Origin of the sequence: Lentzea sp. NPDC102401, from assembly GCF_044765805.1 — a bacterium.
Classification (GTDB): domain Bacteria; phylum Actinomycetota; class Actinomycetes; order Mycobacteriales; family Pseudonocardiaceae; genus Lentzea; species Lentzea sokolovensis.
Genome location: NZ_JBIWKS010000004.1, coordinates 332,067 through 347,260, shown reverse-complemented (window position 1 = coordinate 347,260; position 15,194 = coordinate 332,067). Strand labels below are relative to the sequence as shown.

At 69.7% G+C, this 15,194-nt stretch carries 18 protein-coding genes; 12 read left to right on the top strand and 6 right to left on the bottom strand.

Annotation, left to right across the window (positions count from 1 at the left end):
* Positions 1–38 precede the first annotated feature (38 nt).
* The 5 genes from ACIRG5_RS16710 to ACIRG5_RS16690 all read left to right on the top strand — a co-directional run bounded on the left by ACIRG5_RS16710 (position 39) and on the right by ACIRG5_RS16690 (position 4,458).
* Positions 39–887, top strand: a complete 849-nt coding sequence (locus ACIRG5_RS16710; RefSeq protein WP_402905484.1) for a DUF427 domain-containing protein — start codon at positions 39–41, stop codon at positions 885–887.
* Positions 884–1,540 carry an SDR family oxidoreductase gene (locus tag ACIRG5_RS16705; RefSeq protein WP_402905482.1) on the top strand — a complete coding sequence of 219 codons (657 nt, stop codon included), beginning with the start codon at positions 884–886 and terminating at the stop codon, positions 1,538–1,540. The genes ACIRG5_RS16710 and ACIRG5_RS16705 overlap by 4 nt, the downstream gene beginning before the upstream one ends.
* Before the next feature lies 1 nt (position 1,541).
* Positions 1,542–1,946 (top strand): VOC family protein, encoded by a 405-nt coding sequence (locus tag ACIRG5_RS16700; protein WP_402905480.1) that lies wholly within the window; start codon positions 1,542–1,544, stop codon positions 1,944–1,946.
* A 36-nt stretch (positions 1,947–1,982) separates the two neighbouring features.
* Positions 1,983–3,191, top strand: coding sequence for a cytochrome P450 (locus ACIRG5_RS16695; protein ID WP_402905478.1), 1,209 nt, complete (start codon positions 1,983–1,985; stop codon positions 3,189–3,191).
* 64 nt (positions 3,192–3,255) lie between these two features.
* The gene (locus ACIRG5_RS16690) at positions 3,256–4,458 is read left to right on the top strand and encodes an adenosylmethionine--8-amino-7-oxononanoate transaminase (RefSeq protein WP_402906179.1); all 1,203 of its coding nucleotides are present in this window, start codon (positions 3,256–3,258) and stop codon (positions 4,456–4,458) included.
* Here ACIRG5_RS16690 and ACIRG5_RS16685 read toward each other — a convergent pair.
* A complete protein-coding gene (locus ACIRG5_RS16685) occupies positions 4,431–4,673 on the bottom strand; it encodes a glutaredoxin family protein (protein ID WP_402905476.1) in 243 nt (80 codons plus the stop codon). The genes ACIRG5_RS16690 and ACIRG5_RS16685 overlap by 28 nt on opposite strands.
* Before the next feature lie 36 nt (positions 4,674–4,709).
* Between ACIRG5_RS16685 and bioD the strand changes: the two genes are divergently transcribed.
* The 4 genes from bioD (at position 4,710) to ACIRG5_RS16665 (ending at position 7,320) form a co-directional block, all read left to right on the top strand.
* Entirely contained in the window at positions 4,710–5,429 is a 720-nt protein-coding gene (gene bioD, locus ACIRG5_RS16680) for a dethiobiotin synthase (RefSeq protein WP_402905474.1), read from the top strand.
* A gap of 70 nt (positions 5,430–5,499) precedes the next feature.
* Positions 5,500–6,516, top strand: a complete 1,017-nt coding sequence (gene bioB, locus ACIRG5_RS16675) for a biotin synthase BioB (protein ID WP_093597363.1) — start codon at positions 5,500–5,502, stop codon at positions 6,514–6,516.
* Positions 6,516–6,713 (top strand): hypothetical protein, encoded by a 198-nt coding sequence (locus ACIRG5_RS16670; RefSeq protein ID WP_319977297.1) that lies wholly within the window; start codon positions 6,516–6,518, stop codon positions 6,711–6,713. Before bioB ends, ACIRG5_RS16670 begins: the two co-directional genes overlap by 1 nt.
* A gap of 13 nt (positions 6,714–6,726) precedes the next feature.
* Positions 6,727–7,320, top strand: a complete 594-nt coding sequence (locus ACIRG5_RS16665; RefSeq protein ID WP_402905472.1) for a DUF2567 domain-containing protein — start codon at positions 6,727–6,729, stop codon at positions 7,318–7,320.
* Positions 7,321–7,362: 42 nt separating this feature from the next.
* Here the strand turns inward: ACIRG5_RS16665 and ACIRG5_RS16660 are convergent, their stop codons facing one another.
* The 4 genes from ACIRG5_RS16660 to ACIRG5_RS16645 all read right to left on the bottom strand — a co-directional run bounded on the left by ACIRG5_RS16660 (position 7,363) and on the right by ACIRG5_RS16645 (position 11,239).
* A complete protein-coding gene (locus ACIRG5_RS16660; protein ID WP_402905470.1) occupies positions 7,363–8,085 on the bottom strand; it encodes a putative hydro-lyase in 723 nt (240 codons plus the stop codon).
* Entirely contained in the window at positions 8,082–9,326 is a 1,245-nt protein-coding gene (locus ACIRG5_RS16655; protein WP_402905468.1) for an MFS transporter, read from the bottom strand. Before ACIRG5_RS16655 ends, ACIRG5_RS16660 begins: the two co-directional genes overlap by 4 nt.
* Positions 9,327–9,852: 526 nt before the next feature.
* Positions 9,853–10,533 carry an LON peptidase substrate-binding domain-containing protein gene (locus ACIRG5_RS16650; protein WP_402905467.1) on the bottom strand — a complete coding sequence of 227 codons (681 nt, stop codon included), beginning with the start codon at positions 10,531–10,533 and terminating at the stop codon, positions 9,853–9,855.
* Between the two features lie 10 nt (positions 10,534–10,543).
* Positions 10,544–11,239: an NUDIX domain-containing protein gene (locus tag ACIRG5_RS16645; RefSeq protein WP_402905465.1), complete on the bottom strand. Its 696-nt coding sequence runs from the start codon at positions 11,237–11,239 to the stop codon at positions 10,544–10,546.
* A gap of 73 nt (positions 11,240–11,312) precedes the next feature.
* Here ACIRG5_RS16645 and nadA point away from each other — a divergent pair, with 73 nt between their 5' ends.
* Genes nadA through nadC form a run of 3 tightly spaced genes read left to right on the top strand, consistent with a single transcriptional unit; the run spans position 11,313 to position 14,778 of the window.
* Entirely contained in the window at positions 11,313–12,332 is a 1,020-nt protein-coding gene (gene nadA, locus ACIRG5_RS16640) for a quinolinate synthase NadA (protein ID WP_093597348.1), read from the top strand.
* Positions 12,332–13,945, top strand: a complete 1,614-nt coding sequence (locus ACIRG5_RS16635; protein ID WP_402905464.1) for an L-aspartate oxidase — start codon at positions 12,332–12,334, stop codon at positions 13,943–13,945. Before nadA ends, ACIRG5_RS16635 begins: the two co-directional genes overlap by 1 nt.
* Complete coding sequence (gene nadC, locus ACIRG5_RS16630) at positions 13,942–14,778, top strand: carboxylating nicotinate-nucleotide diphosphorylase (protein ID WP_402905462.1); 837 nt, start codon at positions 13,942–13,944, stop codon at positions 14,776–14,778. Before ACIRG5_RS16635 ends, nadC begins: the two co-directional genes overlap by 4 nt.
* On the opposite strand, the gene ACIRG5_RS16625 is transcribed toward nadC, so the two are convergent.
* Entirely contained in the window at positions 14,749–15,174 is a 426-nt protein-coding gene (locus ACIRG5_RS16625; protein ID WP_402905460.1) for a hypothetical protein, read from the bottom strand. The two genes, nadC and ACIRG5_RS16625, sit on opposite strands and share 30 nt — an antisense overlap.
* Between the last annotated feature and the right edge of the window lie 20 nt (positions 15,175–15,194).

Genomic DNA, 15,194 nt, shown 5'->3' with positions numbered 1-15,194 from the left:
TAACTGGCAAACATCACTTAAAAGGTTAGGAGATGGTCATGGGTCTGTCGTGGCAGCAAGGGCCGTTGGGGGCGAAGGCCGTGGGCCGGTTCCTCACTCCGGAGCCGTTGCCGGAGCGGCTGCTGTTCGCCGAACCGCTGCGCCGCCGGATGCGCGTGCGGCTCGCCGGTGAGTGGGTCGCCGACAGCGAGGACGTCGTGTTGCTGCACGAGCCCGGCCGCTACCCGGTCGCGTACTTCCCGCGAGACGACGTCACGGGCCTCGAAGACGAAACGCGCACGACGAACCACCGAGACCTCGGCGCGACGGCGTGGTTCGCGGTGGGGACGGCGAAACACGCGGCGTGGCAGCACGTCGACCTGCCCGCCCACGCGAAGGTGCTGGAGGGCAGGATCGCTTTCGCCTGGCGCGCAATGGACGCGTTCTACGAAGAGGACGAGCGCGTCGTCGGGCACGCGGCCGATCCGTACCACCGCGTCGACATCCGGCAGACCTCACGACACCTCGTCGTGCGTGACGGCGACCGGGTCGTCGCGGACACGAAAAGGCCGTTGGCACTGTACGAATCGGGTTTCGCGACGCGCTGGTACGTGCCGCGCGACGACGTCGACGCCTCGGCGTTGAAGCACGTCGAAGGCGAGACCTTCTGCCCCTACAAGGGTTTGGCGAGCTACTACGACATCGGTGACCGCAAGCGCGCCGCGTGGTCGTACCCGGAGGCGTGGGCCGAGTCCGCCCGGATCTCGGACTGGGTCTCGTTCGAGCCCGACGTCGTCGACGTCTACCTCGACGACCGGAAGCTGGCCTTGGAGCCTGGGCAAACCGTTGTGCCGCATGGCGTCGACCGCGGCCTCACCCCGGAAGAGATCAAGGAGCAGCAGCGATGAAGGTGCTGGTCATCGGTCGTGACAGCGACATCGCCGGGGCGGTGGCGGCCAGGGTGCGCGACGCCGGCGGCACCGTCGTCCTGGCCGGGCGCAACCAGGACGAGCACGTCGACCTGACCGACGAGAGCAGCGTCGCCGCGCTCGCCGAACGGGTCGGGAGCGTCGACCACGTCGTGTCCACCGCGTCGGCCAGGGCCCGCGGCACCGTCGCGGACCTCGACCGCGACGCCGTGCGGGCCTCGTTCGACGTCAAGGTCATCGGCCCGATCCTGCTGGCCAGGCACTTCGCGCCGCGCATGCCGCGCGACGGTTCGTTCGTCTTCTTCTCCGGCGCCTCCGCCCGCAAGGTCATGCCGGGCATGCTCGCGGTCGGTGCCACGAACGCCGCTGTGGACGCGGTGACCAGGAGCCTCGCCGTCGAGATCGCGCCGATCCGGGTCAACGCGATCTCGCCCGGCACCGTCGACACCGGTGCCTACGACGGCCTCGGCGCGGAGAAGAAGGCCGCGCTGTTCGCTTCCCGCGAGGCCACGAGCCCGGCAGGTCGCGTCGGACAGGCCGTGGAGATCGCCGACGCGGTGTTCTTCGCGCTCACGAACACGTTCATGACCGGCGTCTCGCTGGGTGTCGACGGCGGCGAGGTGCTGGTCTGACATGGACTACCGCATCGAGGTCGTCACGTTGCCCGTCAGCGACGTGGATCGGGCCATCACCTTTTACACGAGAATGGCCGGATTCGAGCTGGATGTCGACTATCGGCCCAACGACCAATTCCGCGTCGTACAGCTCACTCCGCCGGGATCGGCGTGTTCGATCCAGTTCGGCACGGGAATCGGCACCTACCTCGTGGTGAGCGACATCGAGGCCGCGCACCGCGACCTCGCCGGACGTGGACTGCAGGTAGGACCGTTGCGGCACAAGGCGGGCATGCCCGGCTGGCAGGGGGAGTTCGTCCCCGGCAGGGACCCCGCTCGCCGCAACTACGCCAGCTTCTTCGACTTCGCGGACCTGGACGGCAACACGTGGACGGTCCAGGAACGAGGATCGCTCGAGAAATAGTGGCGAGGGTTGAGTAAACGGGGTTAACTGGGTGAGGTGACGACACTCACCCAGTTGCCCGACGACTACGTCCAGAACCCGCACGACGTGCACGACATGCTTCGTGCCGAGGGGCCCGTGCAGGAAGTCCACATGCCACGTGGGCTCAAGGTCTGGCTCGTGACTCGGTACGACGAGGCGAAGATCGCCCTCACCGCCCCGCAGGTCAGCAAGAACATCGCGGAGGGCGGCCACCTGATGGCGGTGCACTCCCCGCCGAGCGCCGAGGTGCGCCGCGAGATCGAGCCCACGCTCGCCGTCCACATGCTGAACATGGACCCGCCCCACCACACCCGGCTGCGCAAGCTCGTGACCAAGGCGTTCACCGCCCGCCGCATCGAGCTCATGCGCCCGCGCGTCCAGGAGATCGCGGCCGAGCTGATCGCCAAGCTGAACGACGGCGACGAGGTCGACCTGCTGGAGGCGTTCGCGTTCCCGCTGCCGATCACGGTCATCTGCGAGCTGCTGGGCATCCCGATCGACAACCGCGACGACTTCCGCGAGTGGTCGAACCAGCTGCTGTCCTTCGGCACGCCCGAGCAGGTCCAGGCCGCGGCGTCCGCGATGGCCGGCTTCCTGTACCAGCACGTCACGACGATCGCCGAGGCCGAGCCGAACGACACGTTCTTCTCCGCTCTCGTGCACGCCGACGACTCCGGCGACCGGCTGAACACCGAAGAACTGATCTCGATGGCGTTCCTGCTGCTCGTGGCGGGCCACGAGACGACGGTGAACCTCATCGGCAACGCGGTGCTGTCGTTGCTGAGGAACCCGGACCAGCTGCAGATCCTCAAGGACCGCCCGGAGCTGATCGCGGGGAGCGCCGAGGAGTTCCTGCGGCTGGAGGGTCCGATCAACGTCGCGACCTTCCGCTACACCAGGGAGGACCTCGAACTGGGCGGCGTCACGGTGCCCGCCGGCGAGATCCTGATGGTGTCGCTGGTGGCGGCGAACCGCGACCCGGAGAAGTACGCCGACGCAGACCAGCTGGACGTGACGCGGTCCGCGCAGGGGCACCTCGCGTTCGGCCACGGCATCCACTTCTGCCTGGGCGCCCCGCTGGCCAGGCTGGAGTTCGACGTCGCGCTGACCCAGCTGCTCGCGCGGTTCCCGAACCTGACGCTCGCCGCGGAGCCGGAAACGCTGGTGTGGCGGGACAGCACGCTGATCCGCGGTCTGCACACCCTCCCCGTTCGTCTCGCCTAATGTCAGCCGGGTGGACGACCTGCTGAAGCTCGACCAGGCGCACGTCTGGCACCCGTACGGCCCGATGCCGGGCACCCAGGAACCGTTGCTCGTCTCGGAGGCCTCGGGTGTCCGGCTGACGCTGGCGGACGGCCGCGAGCTCGTGGACGGCATGTCGTCCTGGTGGGCGGCCATCCACGGCTACCGGCACCCCGTGCTGGACGCGGCCGTCACCGACCAGATCGGCCGGATGAGCCACGTGATGTTCGGCGGGCTAACGCACGAGCCCGCGATCAGGCTCGCCGCGAAGCTGGTCGAGATCACGCCCCCGGAGTTGCAGCACGTGTTCCTGTGCGACTCCGGCTCGGTGTCGGTCGAGGTCGCGGTGAAGATGTGCCTGCAGTACTGGCGTTCGCAGAACCGGCCGGAGAAGCGCCGCCTGCTGACGTGGCGCGGCGGCTACCACGGCGACACGTTCAACCCGATGTCCGTCTGCGATCCCGAGGGCGGGATGCATTCGCTGTGGCGTGGAATTCTGCCGCAGCAGGTGTTCGCGGACACGCCGCCGGCCGAGATGGACACCGCGTACGTCCAGCACCTCGCCGACCTGATCGAGGAGCACGCGGGTGAGCTCGCGGCGATCATCGTCGAGCCGGTCGTGCAGGGTGCGGGCGGCATGAGGTTCCACGACCCGCGCTACCTGCATGTTCTTCGTGAACTCGCGTACACGCACGACGTGCTGCTGGTGTTCGACGAGATCGCCACGGGCTTCGGGCGCACCGGTGAGCTGTTCGGCGCCGACCACGCGAACGTCAGCCCGGACGTCATGTGCCTCGGCAAGTCGCTGACCGGCGGTTATCTGACGATGGCCGCCACCCTGTGCACGTCACGGGTCGCCGACGGGATCAGCAGGGGCGAGGTGCCGGTGCTCGCGCACGGGCCGACGTTCATGGGCAACCCGCTGGCGGCGGCGGTGTCGCTGGCGTCGATCGACCTGCTGCTGTCCCAGGACTGGAAGCGTGAGGTCGCGCGCATCTCGGCCGGTCTGACGTCGGGACTCGCGCCCGCACGCGCGTTGCCCGGCGTTCGGGACGTGCGCGTGCTGGGCGCGATCGGCGTCGTGCAGCTGCATGAGCCGGTGGACATGGCGCGAGCCACCAAGGCTGCCGTGGACGCGGGTGTGTGGCTGCGGCCGTTCCGCGACCTGATCTACACGATGCCGCCGTTCGTCAGCACGGACGACGACATCGCGGCGATCTGTCAGGGCGTGATCGCGGCGGCGAGCTGAGTGTCGGTCGGCTCGACCAGGAACTTGCCGTCCGGCAGCACGACGACGGGGATGTTCTTGCGGCCGGCGATCTCGATCGCCCTGTCCCGCGCCTCGTCGTCGTTCTCGACGTCGACGTAGGTGAACGGCACGTTGTTGCGGGTCAGCCACGACTTGGCCCGGCGGCAGTCACCACACCATTCGGCGCCGTACATCACGATCGGTTGCTCGGTCATGCCCTCACGTTAGGTGACGACCTAAGGTGAGGACCTGTGAGCGTGCTGGTGATCACCGGAACCGGGACCGAGGTCGGCAAGACCGCCGTGACCGCGGGCATCGCGGCGCTGGCCAGGGCAGAAGGCAGACGGGTCGCGGTGCTCAAGCCCGCGCAGACCGGCCTGCTGCCCGGCGAGCCTGGCGACGTGGCGGAGGTGGCGCGGCTGGCGGGCGACGTGACGACCCGTGAGCTGGCCAGATACCCCGACCCGCTGGCGCCGAACACCGCGGCGAAGCGAGCGGGCATGGCCACCGTGCACCCCGCTGACGTCGCCGCTGCCGTGACGGAGCTCGACGCGGACCACGACCTGGTGCTGGTCGAGGGCGCGGGCGGGCTGCTGGTGCGGTTCGACGAGGGCGGTTCGACGCTGGCCGACATCGCGTGGGCGGTGAACGCGCCCGTTCTCATCGTGGCTCAGGCCGGGCTCGGCACGCTGAACACGACCACGCTGACGGCCGAGGCGCTGCAACGGCGTGGCATCGAGTCGCTGGGTGTCGTGGTCGGCAGCTGGCCGTTGCACCCGGACCTCGCCTCGCTGACGAACCTGGCCGACCTGCCCGACGCGGCGGGCGGCCCGTTGCTCGGCGCGCTGCCCCAGGGTGTGACGAAGCTCGGTTCTGTGGATTTCCTGGCCGTCGCCAAGAGATCGTTTTCACCGTGGTTCGGCGGAGAGTTCGACCCGGAGACGTTCGCGGCTCAATTCGCGGTCCAGTGATCTACGTCGCTCCACGATGAAGGATTCAGTGCGGCATAGTGCACGCCAGGCCACCGGAGGAGGAGAGACCGTGACCGCAGCACCGGAACAGATCGACGTGCTCGACGAAGCTCGTGAGCAGGTGCTCGAACGAGGCGTCGGGCTCACCGAGGCTCAGGTGCTGAAGGTGCTGGAGCTGCCGGAGGACCGGATCCCCGACCTGCTGGCGCTCGCACACGAGGTCCGTGAGCGCTGGTGCGGCCCCGAGGTCGAGGTCGAGGGCATCGTCTCGCTCAAGACCGGCGGCTGCCCGGAGGACTGCCACTTCTGCTCGCAGTCGGGCCAGTTCCCCTCGCCGGTGCGCTCGGCGTGGCTCGACATCCCCGGCCTGGTCCGCGCGGCGCGGCAGACCCGCGACACCGGCGCGACCGAGTTCTGCATCGTCGCGGCCGTGCGCGGCCCGGACAAGCGGCTGCTCTCGCAGGTGCGCGACGGCATCAAGGCCATCCGCGAGGACGGCAACGACATCCAGATCGCCTGCTCGCTCGGCATGCTCACGCAGGAGCAGGTCGACGAACTCGTCGCGATGGGCGTGCACCGCTACAACCACAACCTCGAGACGGCCCGCTCGCACTTCCCGGAGGTCGTGACCACGCACTCCTGGGAGGAGCGCTGGGACACGCTGCGGATGATCCGCGACGCCGGCATGGAGGTCTGCTGCGGCGGCATCATCGGCATGGGGGAGACGCTGGCGCAGCGCGCGGAGTTCGCCGTGCAGCTCGCGGAGCTGGAGCCGGACGAGGTGCCGTTGAACTTCCTCATCCCGAACCCCGGCACGCCGTACGAGAACTACCCGGTCGTGGAGGGCGCCGAGGCGCTGCGCACGGTCGGCGCGTTCCGGCTGGCGCTGCCGCGCACGATCCTGCGGTTCGCGGGCGGCCGTGAGCTGACGTTCGGCGACCTGGGCGCGAAGCAGGGCATGCTCGGCGGTATCAACGCGATCATCGTCGGCAACTACCTGACGAACCTCGGCCGCCCCGCGCAGCAGGACCTCGACATGCTCGAAGAACTGTCGATGCCCATCAAGGCGCTGAGCCAGACCCTGTGATGATTACGACCGTGTACTGCTCCTTCTGCGGCAAAGAGGAAGCTGACGGCGACCACGCGTTCTGCCGTCAGCGCCTGTCCATGATCGACCCGCCGCGGTACTGCGCGGAGTGCGCGCGCCGCATGGTCGTCCAGGTGACCCCGGACGGCTGGACGGCGCGCTGCAGCCGCCACGGAGAGACCATGTCGGCTCGGTAGTAACCTCTCGCGAATGGACGAGAAAGCAGCGCCGGTGCGCATCGAACCCGTGCCGGAGCCGCCGTACGTCTACCACTACTACATGCGGCCACGGCCGAAGGTCGTGGTGAAGCGGGACCTGCTGCCGGGCCTGGTGGTGGCGCTGACGACGTTCGCGTTCGGGCTGCCCGCCGCGTACCTGTGGTCGTGGCTGGCCCCGGCGCAGCTCAAGATCGTCTCGCCGCAGGACGGCAAGTTCTACCCGATCGGGGTGGAGAGCTACCACCGGCTCGACGCGCTGATGGTGTTCGTGCTGATCGGGTTCGGAGCCGGCGTGGTCACCGGGATCGCGACGTGGCTGCTGCGGCAGCGGCGCGGGCCCGTCGTGATGCTGGGGATGACCGCCGGCTCGTTCGCGGCGGGGTGGATGGCGCAGTGGATGGGCGTCAAGCTCGCCCTGGGCGGCTATCCGATGCCGGCGTCGATCAAGCCGAACGACACGTTGCTCATCGCGCCCGCTCTGGAGACGTGGTGGGGAATCATGGCGTGGCCGCTGGGCGCCGCGCTGGCCTACGGCTGCTGCACGGCGTGGAACGGCTTGGACGACCTGGGGCGGCGCCTCGGCTGAAAGAGGCACCGCCACAGTGACATTCCTAGAAGCGTGAGCGCGTCAGCCGACTCTGTACGCGAAGTCCGGCATGTCGGTGACGAACATCTGACCGGGCGCGTGCGTGATCGCGAACGCTGGCTTGGACTTCATCAGCACCGCCTGTGGCGTCACGCCGCACGCCCAGAACACCGGCACGTCACCGGGTTCGTGCTCGACGGCGTCGCCGAAGTCCGGTTCGTCGATGTTCCCGATCCCGAGCATCTTCGGGTCTCCCGCGCCGACCGGAGCCCCGTGCACCGACGGCATGAGCGCGGTGACCTTGTGCGCCATGTCCACAAGGGACTCCGGAATCCAGCGCATCGACACGACCATCGGGCCGTGCAGCCGCCCGGCCGGCCTGCACTGGATGTCCGTGACGAACATGGAGACGTTCTTCTGCTGCTCCACGTGCCGCAGCGGCACCCCGGCGTTGGTCAGTGCCGTCTCGAAGGTGAAGCTGCAGCCGATCAGGAACGTCACCAGGTCGTCGCGCCAGTGCTCGGTCGCGTTCTCGGGTTCCGCCACGAGCTCGCCGTTCTCCCAGATGCGGTACCGCGGCGCGTGGGTGCGCACGTCCGCGTCCTGCTTGAGGGCGCTGACGGTCTCGCCCGCGTCCAGCACGTCGAGCACCGGGCACGGCTTGGGGTTGCGGTGGGTGAAGAGGAGGAAGTCGTACGCCCAGTCCCTGGGGATGGCGATCAGGTTGGCCTGCGCCTGTCCCGGCGCTTGTCCCGCGGTCGTCATTCGAGCTCCTTGTTGACCGTCTCCGGCAGCCAGAACAGTGCGATGACAGCGATTCCGTACGCGGCCGCCCCGAACAGCATCGCACCGCCGATGCCCAGCCGGTCGGCCATGAACCCGACCAGACCGGGGAACACCGCGCCGAACGCGCGCCCGAAGTTGTACGTGAAGCCCTGCCCGGTGCCGCGCAGCTGCGTCGGGTAGAGCTCGCTGAGATAGCTGCCGAACCCGCTGAAGATCGCGGACATGCAGAACCCGAGCGGGAAGCCGAGGAACATGACCAACGTGTTGGCGCCGTTGGGAATCTGCGTGTACGCCACGATCAGCAGCGCGCTGGCGACGGCGAAGACCACGAAGGTCTTCTTGCGCCCCAGGTAGTCCGTGAGATAGCCGCCCGAGACGTACCCGATCCACGCGCCGGTGATGAGGAACGCGAGGTAGCCGCCCGTGCCGATGATGGTGAGGCCGCGGCCGGTCTGCAGGAACGCCGGCAGCCACGTCGCGAGCGTGTAGTACCCGCCCTGCACGCCGGTCGCGAGCAGCGCGGCGAACAGCGTGGTCTTGAGGATCGGGCCCTGGAAGATCTTCGGGAACGTGCCGCGTTCCTTGGGCTGCGACTTGGTCTCCGGTGCGTCGTCGACGTTGCGGCGCACGTAGAAGATGAGGATCGCGGGCAGCGCGCCCGTCCAGAACATGATGCGCCAGGAGAGGGCCGGGTCCGCCAAGCTAGCCACCAGCGTGTTGACGATGACCGCGAGCCCCCAGCCGACCGCCCACGCGCTCTGGACGAACGCCACCGTGCGGCCGCGGTACTTCGGCTTGCAGTACTCGGCCACGAGGATCGCCCCGGCCGCCCACTCGCCGCCGAAGCCCAGTCCCTGCAGGGCGCGGAAGACCAGCAGGGTCTCGTAGTTGGTCGCGAAGCCGCACAGCACCGTGAAGAACGCGTACGCCGCCACCGTGATGATCAGCGTTCTGGAACGGCCGAACCGGTCGGCCATGACGCCCGCCACCGCGCCGCCGATGGCGCTCATGAGCAGCGTGCTCGTGCCCAGCAGGCCTGCTTCCGCCTTGGTGAGGCCGAAGTAGCCGCTGATCGCGACCAGGCTCAGGGGCAGGACCCAGTAGTCGTAGGAGTCGAGCCCGTAGCCGCCGAAGGCGCCGACGAACGCGCGTCTGCCCTTCTGGCCGAGACTGCGGAACCAGGCGAAACGGCCTGTGTCCTCGGTCGTGGACGTGCTCATGGGACACCTCGCAGCGTGGTGGAGGAGTGGTCGGGTGTGATGTGGACCTCAGAGTAAGGATTGTTCAACAATCCCACAAGGCCACAATTCAACGATCCGACGATCGGCGCGCCTGGGATGGGCTTGATGGCGCCCGCGGGTGCGGCTCAACGGTGCTGCGGGCACGGCTCGGCGACCCACGTGGGCTGGGTGTTCGGACGGGGAGGCCCAGGGCAGGCGGTTTTGGGCGGGAGGGCTGCGCGTGCGTGAGGACCGGCGCGTACGGGCGGCGGTTCGGGGCGCGAGGGCAGTGCGTGCGGGTGATAAGGCTCGGGACAGGAGGCTCTGGGCGGGAGGGCAGCGATAACGTCCGGCGGGTCATGGCCCTTGCTCGGCGAGACGCTGCTGCCTGGCGGAACCAGGTGCTCGGGCCGCGTCACGGGAGCGGCGCTGGTGCCCAGGCCGCATCACCGCAGGCTTCCGCGCACTCGCGGGCCTGCTGCCGCACGCCGAGAAGTTCCAGGCCCGGCTCAGTCGGCCTGCGGCGCTAGTTCGGGCTCGGCACGTGCCCGAACTCGGTCAACGGCACCGGCACGGCCTTCAAAGCGCTCAAAATCCCGGTCTCCCGGTGCAGCATCCGCCGCACCAGCCGCAGCCGCCGCGCCGGCGACCTCTCCTCCAGCAACCGCTGCCGGTCCTCGACGGGCAGCAGGCAGTCGGCGGCCAGCAGGTACGACAGCGCGCCCAGGTCGCTGTCCTCGGCGGGCGACGACCAGTCCTCGCGGTGCCAGGCGGCGCCGCAGTAGCGTTCGTGGGCCGCGCGGGCGCCGCGTTCCAGGATCGGCAAGACCTCCAGGGCGGCCTCGGGCACCGGGGCGTCGTCCAGGTAGTCGACGTGGGCCAGCAGGTACGGCGCGGTCGTCGTGTCGACGTCCAGCAGCCGGAAGCGGCGCACTCCGCGCGTCACGATGTCGAAGCGGCCCTCGGGCAGCGGGCGGGCGTCGAGGAGGTCGGCGGAGCAGCCGATGTCCTTCAGGGAGTGGACGTTGTCGGCTCCGACCTCCCAGCCCTCCTTGATGCACACGACGCCGAACGTGCGCCCGAACAGCGAGCCCGTCATCAGGTCGACGACGAGCTGGCGGTAGCGCGGTTCGAAGATGTGCAACGGCAACGACGCCCCGGGCAGCAGCACGGTGCCCAGCGGGAACAACGGAAGCGTCTCTGCCACGCGCCCAACGTTACGTGGTGCCTCCGCCGCCCGCCGGACGGCCGGATCCAGGTGGTCTGAGCACGGCGAACGGATCGGTGACCAAGATTCCCTTGGCGCTGAACCGGAACAGGGCCGCCGGGCGGCCGCCGGACGGGCCGGGGGGAGCGGTGCCACCCGTGGGCTCCAGCAACAACCGGCGCGAGAGCACGCGTTGCAGGTTCGTGGCGGACACGCGGTAGCCCAGCGCCGCCGAGTAGTGGTCGCGCAGCAGGGAGATCGTGAACTCCGGTGGCGCGAGGGCGAAGCCGATGTTCGTGTACGACAGCTTCGAGCCCAGCCTGTGCCGCGCTCGCTGCACGATGGAGGCGTGGTCGAAGGCCATCAGCGGAAGCTTCTCCACGCAGTGCCACTCGGTGTCCGCCGGTCGCTCCGGATCGACGTCCGAAGGGACCAGTCCGAGGAACGCCGTCGCCACGACACGGGGACCGGGAACGCGGTCCGGGGCGCTGAAAACGGCCAGCTGCTCGACGTGTGACAACTGTCGCACGTCGACTTTTTCCGCCAGCTGACGCCGGATGGAGGACTCGACGTCCTCGTCCACCCGCAGCTCCCCACCGGGCAGCGACCAGCGGTGAGCGTGCGGTTCCCGAGCGCGCTCCCACAGCATGACCTGGAGTGACGCACCTCTCACCCGCAACACAGCGGCCAGAACTTCGTGCCCCACACCTGCCACCTGGCTGATACTATCGGCCACGTTTTCGACCAGTAGGCGAAAACCCCGGATCGAGGAGGCAGTGATGGTCGCTACCGCAACCGTGGAGCGAACCGCGTCGGGTGTGTACGGCGGAGTCGAGCCGAACGCCGCGTGGCGAGACGAGGTGCTGCGCCTCGCCGAGGAGCGCGACGCCGTCATCCTGGCGCACAACTACCAGCTGCCCGAGATCCAGGACATCGCCCACCACACCGGCGACTCCCTCGCGCTCAGCCGGATCGCCGCGCAGTCCGACGCGCAGACGATCATCTTCTGCGGCGTGCACTTCATGGCCGAGACGGCGAAGATCCTCGCGCCGCAGAAGACCGTGCTGATCCCGGACGAGCGCGCGGGCTGCTCGCTCGCCGACTCGATCACCGGCGCGCAGCTGCGCGAGTGGAAGGCCGAGCACCCCGGCGCGGTCGTCGTGTCGTACGTGAACACCACGGCCGAGGTGAAGGCCGAGACGGACATCTGCTGCACGTCCTCGAACGCCGTCGACGTCGTCAGGTCCATCCCGGCGGACCGCGAGGTGCTGTTCTGCCCGGACCAGTTCCTGGGCGCGCACGTCAAGCGCGAGACCGGCCGCGAGAACATGCACATCTGGGCGGGCGAGTGCCACGTCCACGCCGGCATCAACGGCCCCGAACTGGCCGAGCGCGCCGCCGCGAACCCGGAGGCGGACCTCTTCATCCACCCGGAGTGCGGCTGCGCGACGTCGGCGCTCTACCTGAGCGGCGAGGGCATCGTCCCCGCGGAGAAGGTGAAGATCCTCTCGACCGGCGACATGATCACCGCGGCCCGCAGCACGAAGGCCACCAAGGTGCTCGTCGCGACCGAGATCGGCATGCTGCACCAGCTGCGCAAGGCCGCCCCGGAGATCGACTTCCGCGCCGTGAACGACCGCGCGTCCTGCACCTACATGAAGATGATCACGCCGGCCGCGCTGCTGCGGTGCGTGCGTGACGGCCTGGACGAGGTGCACGTGGACCTGGAGACCGCCAAGCGCGCCCAGGGCGCCGTGCAGCGCATGATCGAGATCGGCAAGCCCGGCGGCGGTGAGTGATGGCCGCGCGCTGGGAGGCGCGAGCCGACCTGATCGTGGTCGGCACGGGCGTGGCGGGTCTCACCGCCGCGCTGCGGGCTCGTGAGCTGGGACTTCGGGTCCTGGTCGTCACGAAGGCCGCGGGCGACGACGGCAACACCCGCTGGGCTCAGGGCGGCGTCGCGGTCGTCATGGAGGACCAGCACGATCCCGGCGACTCGGTCGCACGGCACATCGGGGACACGCTGACGGCAGGCGCGGGCCTCTGTGACGACGTGGCCGTCGCGGCGATCATCTCCGACGGTCCCGCGGCCGTCGCCCGGCTGCGCGAGCGCGGCGCCGTGTTCGACGCGAAGCCGGACGGCCTGCTCGAACGCACCCGCGAAGGCGGCCACAGCGCGTTCCGCGTCGTGCACTCCGGTGGCGACGCGACCGGCGCCGAGGTCGAACGGGCGCTGCTCAAGGCCACTGTGGACGGACGGGTTCCCCTGCTGGAGAACCACGTCGCGGTCGATGCCGTGAAGACCCCGCTCGGCGCCGTCGCGGGCCTGCTGGTGCTGGACGGCAACGGCGTACCCGGCGTGCTGACCGCGCCCGCCGTGTTGCTGGCGACCGGTGGCCTCGGCCAGATGTACCAGGCGACCTCGAACCCCTCGGTGGCGACGGGCGACGGACTGGCACTGGCCCTGCGCGCCGGGGCGGTGGCGGCGGACGTCGAGTTCATCCAGTTCCACCCGACCGTCCTCTACACGGGCCGTGGCGCACGTGGCCGCTGCCCGCTCGTCACGGAGGCCGTGCGCGGCGAGGGCGCCGTGCTGATTGACGCGACCGGCGCCCGCGTGATGAAGGGCGTGCACCCGCTGGAAGATCTCGCCCCACGCGACGTCGTGGCGGCCGCGATCACCCGGCACATGGCGCTGGAGCCCGGTGGCGTCGACGACCACGTCTTCCTGGACGCGACGGCGTTGCACGACATGGCGACCCGCTTCCCGACCGTGTTCTCGGCGTGCGTCTCGGTGGGCATCGACCCGGCCGTGGACCCGATTCCCGTTGCCCCGGCGGCACACTTCGCCTGTGGCGGCGTGGTGTCCACCGTCGACGGCCGCACCGGTGTCGCCGGGTTGTACGCGGTCGGCGAGGTCGCCCGCACCGGCCTGCACGGCGCGAACCGCCTGGCCTCCAACAGCCTGCTCGAAGGCCTGGTCTGCGGCACCCGTGCCGCCGAGGCCGTCGCCTCCGACCTCGCTGTCGGCCTGATCGCGCCTGCTCGTGCCGTGGAGATCTCGCTGCCCACCGCGCCGGTGGCGGACCGCGACCTGCTTCAGCGCGTGATGTCCCGCTACGTCGCGATCGGCCGTGACGCGGAGGGTCTGGCCGTCGTCGGCTCGGTCCTCGACGTGTCCACGGTGGACAAGCAGCTGGAGTCGCGCGAACTGGTCGAGGACGCGGCGCTGACCATGGCCGCCCGCGCCCTGATCGCGGCGGCTCAGCAGCGCACCGAGTCGCGTGGCTGTCACGTCCGCACGGACTTCACCGAGCGTTCGGTTGCGTGGCAACGCAGTCAGCTCGTCCGGCTCACCCCGACCGGTCAGCCCGTGCTGGCCGATCCTGTTCTCGCGGAGGGTGTCGCATGACCATCGACTGGGACGACGCGAACAGGGTCATCCAGCTCGCGTTGGAGGAGGACCTCCGCTACGGCCTGGACGCCACGACACTGGCGACCGTGCCGGAGAAGGCGGTCGCGACCGCCGAGATCACTCCTCGCGCGGCCGGCGTGCTGTGCGGGGTTTCCGTGGCACGCACCGCTTTCCAGCGCTACCTGCCCGAGATCGAGGTGCTGTCCGAGGCCGCCGACGGCGACAAGGCGGTTCCCGGCGAACCCGCCCTGGTGCTCACCGGCCCTACCCGCGGCCTGCTCACGGTCGAGCGCACGGCGCTGAACCTGATCTGCCACCTGTCGGGCATCGCCACGCAGACCGCTCGCTGGGTGACCGCGATCGAGGGCACGGGCGCGTTCGTGCGCGACTCGCGGAAGACGTTGCCGGGCCTGCGGTTGTTGCAGAAGTACGCGGTGCGGGCCGGCGGCGGGGTGAACCACCGCATGGGTCTCGGCGACGCGATCCTGATCAAGGACAACCACGTCGCCGCGGCCGGTTCGGTCGGTGCCGCGATCCGGGCGGCCCGTGCGCACGCGCCGGAGCTGCTGATGGAGGTCGAGGTCGACAGCCTGGCGCAGCTCGACGAGGCACTGGCCGAAGGCGCGGAACTGGTGCTGCTGGACAACTTCACGCCCGAGCAGTGCGCTCAGGCCGTGAAGATCCGCCCGGACGGCGTGAAGCTGGAGGCGTCCGGCGGGCTCACGCTGGACGTGGCCCGCCAGTACGCCGAGACCGGCGTGGACTACCTCGCGGTCGGTGGCCTCACGCACTCCAGCCCGTCACTCGACCTCGGCCTGGACCTTCGCTAACGGCCGGAACCGCTCGACGCTCACGTGCTGGACGCCGGGGAAGTTCCGCACCCGGCGCCAGTCGGCCGTCGCCGAGCCGACACCGCCGCCGCTCGACACCGCGTCGACGTGGTCCTCGGCGCTGACCCACTCCGCGTAGTTGATCACACGCCTGCCGTCGTCCCGGATGTGGAAGGCGGCGGAGATGCCGCCGGTGTGCGGGTTCGGCTCGCTGGCGAGCGCGACGAACACCGAGTCGACCCACGCCCGCGCGGTCACCTCGCTGTCGGTGTCGACGGTGACGAGCACGACGCAGCCCGGCTCCCGGCGGTCACGCGGGTCGCCGGAGCGGTAGAGCGTGAAGCCGTCGAGGTTCTTGCGGTCGTGGACGAAGGAGGGCAGTTCGGGAAGCGTCATGCCCTCGATCCTGTGGTCTC

Coding starts and splice junctions, on each gene's coding strand:
- ACIRG5_RS16690 (WP_402906179.1), top strand. CDS start 3,256: ATGCCGGGCACCCAGGAACCGTTGCTCGTCTCGGAGGCCTCGGGTGTC.
- ACIRG5_RS16665 (WP_402905472.1), top strand. CDS start 6,727: ATGGACGAGAAAGCAGCGCCGGTGCGCATCGAACCCGTGCCGGAGCCG.
- ACIRG5_RS16670 (WP_319977297.1), top strand. CDS start 6,516: ATGATTACGACCGTGTACTGCTCCTTCTGCGGCAAAGAGGAAGCTGAC.
- nadC (WP_402905462.1), top strand. CDS start 13,942: ATGACCATCGACTGGGACGACGCGAACAGGGTCATCCAGCTCGCGTTG.
- ACIRG5_RS16635 (WP_402905464.1), top strand. CDS start 12,332: ATGGCCGCGCGCTGGGAGGCGCGAGCCGACCTGATCGTGGTCGGCACG.
- ACIRG5_RS16700 (WP_402905480.1), top strand. CDS start 1,542: ATGGACTACCGCATCGAGGTCGTCACGTTGCCCGTCAGCGACGTGGAT.
- ACIRG5_RS16685 (WP_402905476.1), bottom strand. CDS start 4,673: ATGACCGAGCAACCGATCGTGATGTACGGCGCCGAATGGTGTGGTGAC.
- ACIRG5_RS16625 (WP_402905460.1), bottom strand. CDS start 15,174: ATGACGCTTCCCGAACTGCCCTCCTTCGTCCACGACCGCAAGAACCTC.
- ACIRG5_RS16710 (WP_402905484.1), top strand. CDS start 39: ATGGGTCTGTCGTGGCAGCAAGGGCCGTTGGGGGCGAAGGCCGTGGGC.
- ACIRG5_RS16660 (WP_402905470.1), bottom strand. CDS start 8,085: ATGACGACCGCGGGACAAGCGCCGGGACAGGCGCAGGCCAACCTGATC.
- ACIRG5_RS16705 (WP_402905482.1), top strand. CDS start 884: ATGAAGGTGCTGGTCATCGGTCGTGACAGCGACATCGCCGGGGCGGTG.
- ACIRG5_RS16655 (WP_402905468.1), bottom strand. CDS start 9,326: ATGAGCACGTCCACGACCGAGGACACAGGCCGTTTCGCCTGGTTCCGC.
- nadA (WP_093597348.1), top strand. CDS start 11,313: ATGGTCGCTACCGCAACCGTGGAGCGAACCGCGTCGGGTGTGTACGGC.